This is a genomic window from Brevundimonas sp., from assembly GCF_027484365.1.
GTDB lineage: Bacteria > Pseudomonadota > Alphaproteobacteria > Caulobacterales > Caulobacteraceae > Brevundimonas.
In genome coordinates this window covers 22,200-34,381 of record NZ_JAIXTC010000010.1, presented here as the reverse complement: position 1 = coordinate 34,381, position 12,182 = coordinate 22,200, and the positions used below count along the sequence as shown (strand labels likewise).

Genomic DNA, 12,182 nt, shown 5'->3' with positions numbered 1-12,182 from the left:
CGTCCTTGGCGCTGTGTTTATCGCCGCCGGCAGCCCTGTGGCTGCGACGCAAGTGCAGACTGTCGCCGAAACGGAACCCCGGTTCGCATGGCAGTCGTCCGGCCCATTGATCTCTCCGGCGCCTGCCGGCGATCACGCGGACTTCGGCCTGAAAGATCCGTCGGTCGTCTACTTCAACGGAGCCTACCACGTCTTCATAACGACGGCCGGGCCCGACGGCTGGCATATGGCCTACACCCGCTTCACTGACTGGTCCGAAGCGGCGGCCGCACCCCTTTTTCGCCTGGATCAGTCTGGCATCGGACCGGGCTACCGCGCTGCGCCCCAGGTCTTCTATTTCGAGCCTCAGAAGCTCTGGTACATGGTGTTCCAGAGCGGCCCGCCGTTCTATTCGACGACTGCGGATATTGAAGATCCATCATCCTGGAGCGTGCCCAGGCCGTTCTTCCCCGAAACGCCGGCCATCATCAAGGCGACAACCGGCGAAGAGGCCTGGCTGGACTTCTGGGTCATCTGCGACCCGACGACCTGCCATCTGTTCAACACCGACGATCACGGAAACCTGTTCCGCTCGCAGACGCCGATCGGGCAGTTTCCTGACGGGTTTTCGGATACCCGGATCGTCCTCACCGGGTCTCGAGACGATGTCTTCGAAGCCAGCATGCATTACAGGATCGCCGGAACGGGCACCTATCTGACGCTGATCGAGGCGATCGGCCCGGCAGGCCGATATTTCCGGTCCTGGACCAGCGACCGACTGGACGGCGAATGGACGCCGTTGGCCTCTGACGGTTCGAACAGGTTCGCCGGATCCGACAACGTCGCCTTCGACGGCGCGGCCTGGGCCAACGGCGTTTCCCACGGCGAACTGGTGCGCCGCGGCTACGATCAGACCCTGACCATCGATCCCTGCAAGCCAATCCTGTTTCTGTATCAGGGCCTCGCACCGCATGACCCCGACACGCCGTACATTCAGCTCCCCTATCGCCTCGGTGTTCTCGAAGCCTCTGGCCTGAACCCCGTCAGTCAGATGTGCCCGGTCCGGGCCGGGTGATCTGCAGGGGCCGATCAGACCGTCTGGCCGCCGACCACCCCAGAGCACCAGTCACCCTCCGACACGGGGGGAGGGGCGACGGGTGTCAGTGCAAACCGATCGTCATGCCGCAGAGAAAAATCTCCCCATGAATGGAGTTGGAAGGAAGCGATGCGAAAGAGCCATCTGACCGGCCTCGGCTTGGCGTTCACCGTCGCTCTGCTGGGAGGGTCATGCGTTGCGATGGCTCAGGACTCACCTGTCGCCCGACCTTTGGTGATCGACACCCAGGCGCCTTCTCGACAGCGGGACCGGATGGCGGCCTTTTCGGTCGGTGCGGACTATCCGGGCACGACCATCCGTGACGATGCCCTGGCGCAGCTCAGGACTGCCCGCGACGAGCTGGGTTTCCGCTACATTCGCTTTCACGACATCTTCCACGACGACATGGGCGTCTATCGCGAGGTGGACGGCCGTCCGGTCTATGACTGGACCAGGATCGACCATCTCTACGACAGCTTCCTTGCGATGGGGATCAAGCCCTTCATCGAACTGGGCTTCACGCCCGATGCGATGAAGACGTCGGACCAGACGATCTTCTACTGGAAGGGCAACACGTCCCACCCGCAGCCCGAGAAATGGACCGGTCTGATCGATGCCTTCGTCCGCCATCTGATCGACCGATACGGTGCCGAGGAGGTACGGAGCTGGTATTTCGAGTTCTGGAACGAGCCGAACCTGGACGGCTTCTGGGAGCGGGCGGATCAGGCGGCCTATTTCGACTACTATGTTCGGACGGCGCGGACGATCAAGGCGGTCGATCCGATGCTGCGCGTCGGTGGGCCGTCCACCGCCGGAGCGGCCTGGGTTCCCGAGTTTCTGGCCTATGCGGACCAGCATGACGCGGCGGTCGATTTCGTGACGACCCATACCTATGGCGTAGAGGGCGGCTTCCTCGACGAGCGCGGCGAGGGCGACAACAGGCTGTCGCGTAGTCCCGACGCCATTGTCTCTGACGTGCGCAGGGTTCGAGCCGAGATTGAGGCGTCGTCCACGCCGGGCCTGCCGCTGTTCTTCACGGAATGGAGCACCAGCTACAATCCCCGCGACCCGATCCACGACGACTATTTCAGCGCTGCCTACGTCCTGGACAAACTCCGCCAGAGCGAGGGTCTGGTGCAGGGCATGAGCTACTGGGCCTACAGCGATCTGTTCGAGGAGCCAGGGCCGCAGACCAGGCCGTTCGAGGGCGGGTTCGGCCTGATGACGCCACAGGGCGTGCGAAAGCCGACGTGGTTCGCCTACAAATATCTGAACAGTCTGGGCGACCGTGAACTGCCGACCAGCGACGACCAGAGTATCGCCGCCCTGGACGGCGAGACGGTTCAAGTGCTGGCCTGGCGTTACGAGCTGCCGGATCAACCGGTCAGCAACCGTCCATTTTTCCGCCAGATACGCGAGCCGGCTGCGGCTGCACCCTTGCGGATCGAACTGCGCGGTCTCCGCTCCGGCGTTTACACTGCCAGGGTCCGCCGTGTCGGATTCAGATCCAACGACGCCTATACGGCCTATCTGGAGATGGGATCGCCTGCGGCTCTCAGCGAAGCGCAATTGAGCCAGTTGCAGGCGCTGACACAGGACCGACCCGAACTGACCCAGATGACGGTCGGTGCTGACGGACGCGGCCGGCTCGATCTGCCGATGCTTGTCCAAGACGTCGTGATGGTGGAGATCGATCCGGCGACAGGCGCAGTGCAATGAAGATGACCCGTCGTATCCGGTTCACGGCCGTTGCGGTCGGCGCCCTGACAGAGCCGATTTCTGAGCATCGCTGCCGATGAAGCGCTCCGGGAGCCGCCGCATTGGCGCGGCGGCTCCCGGTCGTTCCTAGGCGGCCAGGGAAGTCGTCCAGTCGTTGCTCTGGCCCTGGGCGGCATAGGCGGACAACTTGCTGCTGATCATGGCCTCGATCGCAGAGGTCAGCTCCTCGGAGTTCAGGGCCTCGTCGCCGTCGGCGTCATAGGTTTTGAAGGTGTCGGCGATCCCGCCATCGTCCTCGTCTCCGAGGGCGGAGAGGATCTCGTCCAGACTCAGCGAGCCGCCGCTGTCAGCGTCGGCCGCTCCCAATAAGCTGGACGCGATATCCGCCCCGGACGGCGGAGGGGGCGGACCGTTCTTCTCGAACAGGGCCTTCAGGCTGGTGTCGAGTTCGGCACCGGTGATCTGGCCGTCGCCATCGGCATCGACCTCACCGAAGGTCTCCGTCAGACTGGAAGCCTCGGTCTGCAACGAGGCGGCGAGCTCCTCGATGCTGATCGTGCCGTCGCCATCGGTATCCGCGTCATCGACGATCTGGGAGCCTGGCGTGGCGCCGGCTTCCTGTGAGCCCAGAAGTGAACCCATTGTGGCGGGATTGAAACCTCCGCCGTTCATGCCGGCGGGTGGCGGGCCCGACGGCCTCTGGCGTGAGGCGCCCCCGGTCTCGGAGGTCGGCAGGGATTGCCCGGTCCTGGTCTCCGTCGCGGGCTGGAAGAGATCGCGAAGAGCCTGAAGGGCCATCCCCGATCCGGATGATTGGGCCGATGATATCTGCATGACGATGTCCTTTGCGCAGAGCGTCGAAGTCCCGCAGCCGTCTCTGACCACGTCCCGACGTGCTGGCGACCTGCAAGTCATGGTCCGGACGGGCGCAAAAAGACGAATGAATACAGATGTTTCAAGGCTGCAACATTCACGGTCGAGCCAGCCATGAAACCGCCTTGCCATCTCCACACAAACGCGATCGCCGATGCGGGCCGGGGGGCTTTGCGGGGCACGACATGACGCACGACCTGATCCTGGACAACGCGCCCAACATCCTCGTGGTCGACGACGATCCTGGTGTGCGCCGAGATCTGGGCGCCTACATCGCGGAGAACGGCTTTCAGGTCTTCTGCGCTTCCTGCGCGACCGAGATGGATCAGGTTCTGGAGGACCATGACATCCACATCGTCCTCCTGGACATCATGATGCCGGGTGAGGACGGGCTGTCGATCTGCTTGCGGCTCGCAACAAATCCGCGGTTGCAGGTGATCATGCTCAGCGCCAAGGGGACCGATGTGGATCGCATCATCGGGCTGGAACTGGGGGCCGACGACTACCTGCCCAAACCCTTCAATCCGCGCGAACTCCTTGCCCATATCCGGGCGCTCATGCGGCGCCGCAGCCACCCTCTGGATGACCCGGACAAGCCGCGTGATCATTGTTTTCTGGGCTGGCGCGTCCGTCGGGCGAGGCATCAACTGTTCACGCCCGATGGCGTGCTGGTGCCCTTGTCGGTCGGTGAGTTCCAGATGCTGATGACTTTCATGGATCGCCCGCGGGAGGTCCTGACCCGCGCCACCTTGCGCGAGGCGCTGGAGCTTGACGACAAGGAGTATTCCAGCCGCGTGGTGGACACGCTCGTCTGTCGCCTGCGCCGCAAGCTGGAGCTCGGAGAGAACGGACAGAACGTCATTCTGACCCTCAGGTCGGAGGGCTATATGTTCAACGCCCCGGTTGTGCGGCAGTGATCGATCGGGTGGGGCCCCGGATGCCGAGCACACTGTTCGCGCGGCTGGTGGCGCTATTGGTGGTCACCCTTCTGGCGACCCAGTTCATCGGCGGGGTCCTGTTCTTCCTGGTTACACCGCCACCGGGGCCGCCCGGGCCGCCGACCGTCCATGTCAGCGAGGTTGCTGACGGTCTTGCCCGTGCGCGTGCCGCAACGGATGGCGGGTCCGCAGAACCTGAGCCGACCCGGAATCAGAGTCGTCAAACCTGGCTTGAACCCCTGCTGGCTGCGCGGCTTGGCGTTGCGCCCGACGATGTCCGCCTTTGGCAGGACCGGTTTCCCGGCATGCCGCCGGGGGGCTTCGATCAGACCCGGATCGACCCGGTGATCATTGCCGGATATCGCGCGGCGGTCCGCACGGAAGCCGGGTGGTTCGAGGTGAGCGAAACACTCCACGATCCCTTTGATCTGCTGAGGCGGATGGGAACCTGGCTGATCGTTAGCCTGGCCTGTATCGCGCCGGTCGCCGTTCTGCTCGGCGCGCGGTTGACCTCGCCGATCACCGCCTTCGCCCAGGCCGCCGAACGGCTGGGTCATGATCCGTACGCGCCCGGGATGCGCCAGTCCGGCCCGGCCGAAGTCCAGCTCGCGATCACCGCATTCAACGACATGCAGGGACGACTTCGCGCCTATGTCGACGATCGGGTGCGGATGGTCGGAGCCATCGCTCACGATCTGCGCACGCCGTTGACCCGTCTGCGCTTGCAGCTGCAGGTCCTGTCTCCGGCAGCGCGCGCGAGGGCAGAGAACGAGATCGAACGGATGGACAGGATGGTCGAAGGCGCCTTGGCCTTCGTCAAGGATGCCGGGGTCGCGCCCGAGCGCACCCGCTTGCACCTCCTGTCCCTTGTCGAGGCAGTATCCGACGACTTTCAAAGCGTCGACTCCGGCGCCAGCGTCGAGGTGGAGCCCGGGGCCGATCCGGTTGTTCTGGCCGACGAGTCCGGGCTTCGACGCGTCGTCGGCAATCTTGTCAGCAATGCCGTGCGATACGGCGGCGCCGTCCGGTGCCGGGTGCAGGTCGATCCCGGCTGGGCCGTTCTGCAGGTCGACGACAATGGGCCTGGTCTCGACGAGTCCGACCTCCAGCGGGTGTTCGACCCCTATGTGCGACTGGGTGACGACGGTGAGGGGGTCGGTCTTGGCCTCGCGATCGTCCGCAGCATCGTGCATTCGCATGGAGGCGAGGTGACACTGGAAAACCTCGCCTCCGGTGGATTGAGAGCGCAGGTGCGACTGCCGGCAGGCGTCTCCGTCCGCGCGATGCGTGGGTCCACGGCCGCTTTCTGACGCTGTCCTGCGCCGGAGTGTTCCGGAGCCGCAACAAACCCAACCTAGAAACGCCACCCGACGTCGCGATGCGTGATCCCAGTGCAGCGCGGCGCGCGGGGACGGTTCGAATGACGATGGCAAGATACGCAGCGGCCGTTGCCCTGGCTCCATTGCTGGTGGCGACCGGGGTCCAGGCCCAGGTCGTGATCTCCACCACCCGGACCACGCCGATCGTGACCTCGGTCGCAAGCGGAACGGGCACGGCCGACATCAGTATCACGGAGGACGGCGCCGTCGAGGTGACATCCGGCGTGGCGATCACCGGCGACTCCGATAGCCAGATCACGCTCGACGAAGGCTCCTACATTCAGATGGAAGAGGCCGCCGACGGGGCGACCGGCATCCTGTTGCGTGGCGGCTTTCGGGGCTCCCTTGACCTCGGCGGGGCGATTTCGATCACCGACGACCAGGATGAGTCTGAGGACGAGGATGAGGACGGCGACGCCGACGGCCCGTTCGCGACCGGCCGCGGTCGCTATGGCGTGCGGATCACCGGCGAGGGCGCCCGGACAGGGGACCTCGTGATCGCGGATACGGGCAGCATCTATGTGGAAGGCGAGGAGTCTTTCGGTCTCTCGCTTGAGTCCGACCTGGACGGACGGATTGACCTGTACGGCTCCATTTCTGTCGTCGGCGACGACACATGGGGGGTTCGATTGACGGGCGATGTGTCCGGCGGCGTGTTGCTCAGCGGGGCCTCGGTGTCGGCGAATGGCGAGAACGCCGTGGGCGTCTCGGTCGAAGGCGACATCGGCGGTCGACTGCAGATCCAGTCAGGGATCACCAGCTATGGATATCGCTACACGTCCCGTCCGACTTCATTGACCGAGTTTGAGGAGGAGGATCGTGCCGATATCGAACTGTCCGACGACACTCTTTATCTTGAGGATCTGGACGCCGACGATCTCCTTCAGGGCGGATCGGCCCTGGTCGTTTCTGCGAATGTGGCCGGAGGCGTGCTGCTGGGCGCCGCCCCGGTCTATGAGGCCGGTGGCGGCGATGAGGACGACGCCGACAACGACGGCGTCGAGGATGGCGAGGAGGACGATGACGGCGACGGCATAAAGAACGAGGACGATGACGACTTCGACGGCGATTCCATTCTCGACGAGAATGAGGGAAGCGCCTCGATCACGACCTACGGCGGGTCACCGGCCATGGTCATCGGCTCGGCCACGGCTGATGTGACGCTCGGCGCGGTCGGGACCGGCGACCACGCCTTTGGCCTGATCAACGAGGGGTCGATCTCGGCCGCCGGCATCTATGATGACATCGCCGCGACGGCCCTGCGGATCGGGGGGCTCGGCGACCGGACCGTGACCCTGGCGGGAGGGCTCCGCAACGACAACACCATCGCGGCGTCGGCCCGGGAGGCGTCCGCGACTGCAGTGGCGATCGGTTCCGGTGCGACAGTCCGGACGCTGCGCAACGACGGGACGCTCCAGGCCAGCGCAACCACTGAGGGTCTCGACAGCGCGGTAGCCCTCCTGATCGGCTCCGGCGCATCGGTCACGACACTCACCAACAGCGGCGCAATCGCTGGGGTCATCAGCGGCGAAGCGGGAGAGGCGGTGGCGGTCCGCGATCTCTCGGGAAGTCTGACGCGGATAGAAAACACCGGAACGATCTACGGCACGATCGTCGAGACGGATGATCTCAACGACGTCGATGACGACAACGAAGACGCTGGCGATGAGGTCCAGACCGGGCGGGAGATCGCACTCGACCTCGCCGCCAATACGACCGGCGTCACCATCATTCAGAGCGCGGCCTCGGACCAGACCAACACCGACTACGATGGCGACGACCTCTATGACGACGAGGACCCCGACGACGATGGCGACGGCACGCCGGATGGGGAGGATGACGAGGACAACGACGACGATAATGACGGCGTCTACGACTACGACGAATCGGTGATCTCCGGCGAAATCCTGCTCGGGTCCGGCGCTGATACGCTGGATATCCGCAACGGCACGGTCCAGGGCGACGTGTCGTTCGGCGCCGGAGAAGACCGGCTTTCGATCACCGGTAGCGCGATCTATCGCGGAGCCCTGACCGACTCGGACGGGCGACTGGACATCGCGGTGGAGAACGGCACGCTGGACGTCCGTCAGGCACAGGCGCTCGCCGTCTCCTCGCTGTCGCTGGGAAGCGGGTCGGAGCTCATCGTCTCGATCGATCCCCGCGCCGGGACTGCGGGCGGGTTCGCCGTAGCGGGCACGGCCGCCTTCGCCGACACGTCGGCCCTCGGGGTACGACTGACGTCCCTGGTGCGCGAGGACGCCCGCTATACGATCGTGACGGCAGGAAGCCTCGTTTACGGATCGGCGGCCGGGCGGCTGGCGCAAGAGACAGCGCCCTATCTGGTCGTTGCGGAATTCTCGGTCGATCAAGCACTGAACGCCATCAACGTCGATGTGCGCCGTCGCACGACCGCGGAGATTGGCTTCTCAGGCGTAGAGACGGCAGGCTTTGCAGCCTTCTACGACGCGCTCGACCGGGATGAGGATGTGCGCGACGCCTTCCTTGCGCTCGAATCGCGCGAGGACTTCATCAATCTGTATGAACAGACCCTGCCCGACCATTCGGGCGGAACCCTCACGTCGTTGGCCAGCGGCGTCGATGCTGTCACGCGCGCCCTGGCGGGCCGCAACGCCAGCCTGGCCCCGGGCGAGGTCAGCGGCTGGGCACAGGAGATCAACTTCTACGCCGACAAGGACCGGACCGAGACCTATGGCTTCCGCTCCGAAGGATTCGGGGTCGCGGGTGGCTATGAAAAGGGGACGGCGTCCGGCGTGATCGGCACCTCCTTCGCCGTGACCTCGTCGGACCTCCAGGATCCGGAATCCGAGGCGGAGGAGGTCCTGTCGGCCAGCCTGATCGAGATGGGACTTTACTGGCGGGCCCAGGGCGGTGGCTGGAACACCTGGGCGCGCGCCGCCGCAGGCTACGCGACCTTCAAGTCGGTGCGGACCCTGGTCGACGAGACGATCAGGATCGAGAACGAGGCGGAGTGGAACGGTTTCACCCTCTCGTTGGCCGCGGGCGGTTCATATGAGCGCAAATTCGGCCGGTTGACCGTGCGACCGGAGGCCTATGCCGAGCTGTTCTCTCTGCGGGAGGGCTCGCGATCCGAATCCGGAGGCGGCGACAGTTTCGATCTTGAGATCAGCGGCCGTGACGGCTCACTCGCCAACGCGGTAGCGGTGCTGAACCTCGGCTATGGGTTTGGCGAGAACGAATGGCTGCGACCGGAGGTGCGCCTCGGCTGGAAACAGACCCTGTCCTACGACGCCGGCGAGACCATAGCGCGATACGTCAGCGGCGGATCCGAATTCAGCCTTCAAAGCGATGTCATCAGCGGCGGCGGGCCGCTGCTGGGCTTTGGTCTGTCAGTCGGGAATGCGATGGGGCTGTTAACGCTGTCGGCCGATGCTCAACTCCTGGAAGACTATGTGCGCTACAGCATGCTTTTGCGCGCCAGCTTCCGCTTCTGACGCTGGATAGGCCGGACCGTGAGACACGGGAACGCGTCGTGCCGTTTTCGCAGACTGGGGCCTGGATGGGCATCGGCCTCTCGAAAGAAGCACAAGTCTCTGTCGAAACGAGAGACGATCAGTCGGTTCGGACTGACGGGGCCGGCTGGACCGGTTCAATGGCCCGCTCTATCTCGTCGAGCGCGATGGCCAGACGCGGAGCGGCAAAATCCAGGAATGCGCGCCGCTTCAGGGGTTGAACGCGTTGTGGCTGATGGACGAGGCTGACCGGGATCAGATCAGCGACGCAGTCGCGAAGTACGGTCCGGACGCGTCCATTCCTGATCGCGTCCGCCGCCTGATAGGAAAGCACGCGTGCGATGCCGAGCCCTGCCGCAGCGCCCTCGACCACGGCCGCAGCGGTATTGACCGAGAAGCGCGGTCGGATCTGGACCGTGCGCGCAGACGATCCGCTACCGACCGACCAGTTGCGGTAGGTCTGCAGCCCTTCAAAGGCAATGCAATCATGGCCGGAGAGGTCTTCGGGCTTTGCCGGCTCACCCCGTTGGGCAAGATAGTCAGGACTTGCGCAAAGCACCCAGCGGATATGGCCCGAGGTCCGTGCGACCAGATCACTATTGGGCAACCGGCCGATACGCACGGCGACATCCACATGCGCCTCGACCATGTCGATAACCGAGTCGGACAGCACCAGCCGGACGCTGACCTGCGGATAGACGGCGAGAAAGTCGTGCACGATCGGAGCGATGTGGAGGCGGCCGAACAGGATCGGCGCCGTTACGATCAGTTCGCCCCGCGGTTCGCGATACTCGCCGGACGCGGACCGTTCGGCTTCGCCGAGCTCGTCGATGATGCGCCGCGCGCTCGCGACAAAGACTTCCCCAGCTTCAGTCAGGATCAGCTTGCGACTGGTGCGCACCAGGAGCTGCGCACCGAGATGGGCCTCCAGGTCGGAAACGCGGCGGCTGACCGTCGGCAGCGGCGTATTGAGCGCGCGCGATGCCGCCGACAGGCTGCCGCCGTCGACCGCTGCGAGCAGGGTCCGCATGGCTTCAAAGCGGTCCATTGAATCTTTCGAATTCTGGAAGTCTGCTTCTCGATTTTAGCGACTACTGGTAAAAAACGAAACAAGCCATTTGTCCCTTCGCCGGACCGACCCCCAACCCCCGGGTCCGGCCGAAGGAACCCGATCAATGACCCGTATCTCCATTCCCGCTACTGTCGGCGACGCTCCTGAAGCCTCGCGTCCGCTCCTCGATGCCGTCGCCAGTCAGCTCGGCTCGGTCCCCAACCTGTTCCGCGCGGTTGCCGTAAGCCCGCAGGCCCTCGAAGGCTATCTCGGCCTGTCGGGTGCGCTCGGCAAGGGTGACCTGCCCGCCGCCACTCGCGAGCGGATCGCGCTTGCCGTCGCAGAGGTCAATGGCTGCGACTACTGCCTCTCGGCGCACACCTACCTCGGCCGCAACCTCGCCAGGCTCGACGATGCCGAGATCACGGCCAACCGGAGCGGTGGCTCGAACGACCCCAAGGCCGACGCCGCTGTCCGCTTTGCCGCCAAGGTGGTGCGCGAGCGCGGGCGCCTGGCCGATGCCGATTTCACCGCGGTCAAGGTCGCCGGTTACACCGACGCGCAGATCATCGAGATTGTCCAGCACGTCGCGCTCAATGTCTGGACCAACTACTTCAACAACGTCTTCCAGACCGACATCGACTTCCCGATCGTGACCGCCCGCAAGGCCGCCTGATCGGCCTTGCCCGCAGCCAGGGTTGACGACTTCGGCGGGTACCGGCCCCGGATCCTTCCCCAGCGCCCGCCACCTCGCTCCAGCCCCCCGCCAAAACAATGGACCCTCGTCATGACTCTCCACAAATTCGTCACCATCAATGATCGCCAGGTCTTCTATCGCGAAGCGGGCGACCCGGCCCTGCCGACCCTCATCCTGCTGCACGGCTTTCCCACCAGCAGCTTCATGTTCCGCAACCTGATCCCGCTGCTGGCGGACAGCTTCCACGTGATCGCTCCCGACTATATCGGTTTCGGCCAGTCAGATGCGCCGTCCGCTGATGAGTTCGACTACAGCTTCGACACCCTGACCGATCATGTCGCCGGTCTGATCAGTCATCTGGGGCTGACCTCCTACATCCTCTACATGCAGGATTTCGGCGGCCCGGTCGGCTTCCGGTTGTTCACGCGCAATCCGCAGGCCGTAACCGGCTTCGTGATCCAGAACACGAACGCCTACATGGCCGGCGTGGGTGAAATGCCGGCCCAGATCTTCCTGCCCCTGTGGGAAAAGCGCGACGCCGCGAGCGAAGCGGGCGCCCGTGCGTTCCTCGCTGCCGAAACGACGAAGTTCCAGTATCAAGTCGGTGCACAGAATGTTGAGGCGATCAGCCCGGACAACTGGACGCACGATCAGGCGCTACTTGACCGGCCCGGTCACGATGCCGCGCATCTGAACCTGCTGGAAAACTACAAAACGAACGTCGCGCTGTATGACAGCTGGCACGAGGCGTTCCGGGCGCACAGGCCGAAGACGCTAATCGTATGGGGCAGGCGTGATCCCTTCTTCGTGCCTGCCGGCGCTGAAGCGTTCCTCGCCGATCTCCCGCAGGCCAGGCTGGTCTGGCTCGATGCCGGCCACTTCGTCCTCGACGAGAACGCCGTGACCGTCGCTGCCGAGATAAGGGCCAGCTTTGCTGCCTGAGCCCCGCTTCGTTTGCC

9 protein-coding genes are annotated in these 12,182 nt (G+C 64.6%); 7 read left to right on the top strand and 2 right to left on the bottom strand.

Going from position 1 to position 12,182, the window contains the following annotated elements:
- The first annotated feature begins 52 nt into the window (after positions 1-52).
- Positions 53-1,054 (top strand): glycoside hydrolase family 62 protein, encoded by a 1,002-nt coding sequence (locus Q0044_RS04295; RefSeq protein WP_298160046.1) that lies wholly within the window; start codon positions 53-55, stop codon positions 1,052-1,054.
- 150 nt (positions 1,055-1,204) lie between these two features.
- Positions 1,205-2,794: a GH39 family glycosyl hydrolase gene (locus tag Q0044_RS04290; RefSeq protein WP_524536147.1), complete on the top strand. Its 1,590-nt coding sequence runs from the start codon at positions 1,205-1,207 to the stop codon at positions 2,792-2,794.
- Positions 2,795-2,920: 126 nt separating this feature from the next.
- Here the strand turns inward: Q0044_RS04290 and Q0044_RS04285 are convergent, their stop codons facing one another.
- On the bottom strand, positions 2,921-3,628 hold the full coding sequence (locus Q0044_RS04285) for an EF-hand domain-containing protein (RefSeq protein WP_298160041.1): 708 nt from the start codon (positions 3,626-3,628) through the stop codon (positions 2,921-2,923).
- 224 nt (positions 3,629-3,852) lie between these two features.
- On the opposite strand from Q0044_RS04285, the gene Q0044_RS04280 reads away from it, so the two are divergent.
- From Q0044_RS04280 to Q0044_RS04270, 3 genes are all read left to right on the top strand, one after another.
- A complete protein-coding gene (locus Q0044_RS04280) occupies positions 3,853-4,584 on the top strand; it encodes a response regulator (protein WP_298160038.1) in 732 nt (243 codons plus the stop codon).
- Between the two features lie 20 nt (positions 4,585-4,604).
- Complete coding sequence (locus Q0044_RS04275) at positions 4,605-5,915, top strand: sensor histidine kinase (RefSeq protein WP_298160036.1); 1,311 nt, start codon at positions 4,605-4,607, stop codon at positions 5,913-5,915.
- 110 nt (positions 5,916-6,025) lie between these two features.
- Positions 6,026-9,457, top strand: coding sequence for an autotransporter outer membrane beta-barrel domain-containing protein (locus Q0044_RS04270; RefSeq protein ID WP_298160033.1), 3,432 nt, complete (start codon positions 6,026-6,028; stop codon positions 9,455-9,457).
- 118 nt (positions 9,458-9,575) lie between these two features.
- Here the strand turns inward: Q0044_RS04270 and Q0044_RS04265 are convergent, their stop codons facing one another.
- Positions 9,576-10,523, bottom strand: coding sequence for a LysR family transcriptional regulator (locus Q0044_RS04265; RefSeq protein ID WP_298160030.1), 948 nt, complete (start codon positions 10,521-10,523; stop codon positions 9,576-9,578).
- A gap of 127 nt (positions 10,524-10,650) precedes the next feature.
- Between Q0044_RS04265 and Q0044_RS04260 the strand changes: the two genes are divergently transcribed.
- Complete coding sequence (locus Q0044_RS04260) at positions 10,651-11,202, top strand: carboxymuconolactone decarboxylase family protein (protein ID WP_298160027.1); 552 nt, start codon at positions 10,651-10,653, stop codon at positions 11,200-11,202.
- 111 nt (positions 11,203-11,313) lie between these two features.
- Positions 11,314-12,165 carry an alpha/beta fold hydrolase gene (locus Q0044_RS04255; protein WP_298160024.1) on the top strand — a complete coding sequence of 284 codons (852 nt, stop codon included), beginning with the start codon at positions 11,314-11,316 and terminating at the stop codon, positions 12,163-12,165.
- Positions 12,166-12,182 lie beyond the last annotated feature (17 nt).

Coding starts and splice junctions, on each gene's coding strand:
- Q0044_RS04285 (WP_298160041.1), bottom strand. CDS start 3,628: ATGCAGATATCATCGGCCCAATCATCCGGATCGGGGATGGCCCTTCAG.
- Q0044_RS04280 (WP_298160038.1), top strand. CDS start 3,853: ATGACGCACGACCTGATCCTGGACAACGCGCCCAACATCCTCGTGGTC.
- Q0044_RS04260 (WP_298160027.1), top strand. CDS start 10,651: ATGACCCGTATCTCCATTCCCGCTACTGTCGGCGACGCTCCTGAAGCC.
- Q0044_RS04270 (WP_298160033.1), top strand. CDS start 6,026: ATGACGATGGCAAGATACGCAGCGGCCGTTGCCCTGGCTCCATTGCTG.
- Q0044_RS04275 (WP_298160036.1), top strand. CDS start 4,605: ATGCCGAGCACACTGTTCGCGCGGCTGGTGGCGCTATTGGTGGTCACC.
- Q0044_RS04290 (WP_524536147.1), top strand. CDS start 1,205: ATGCGAAAGAGCCATCTGACCGGCCTCGGCTTGGCGTTCACCGTCGCT.
- Q0044_RS04255 (WP_298160024.1), top strand. CDS start 11,314: ATGACTCTCCACAAATTCGTCACCATCAATGATCGCCAGGTCTTCTAT.
- Q0044_RS04265 (WP_298160030.1), bottom strand. CDS start 10,523: ATGGACCGCTTTGAAGCCATGCGGACCCTGCTCGCAGCGGTCGACGGC.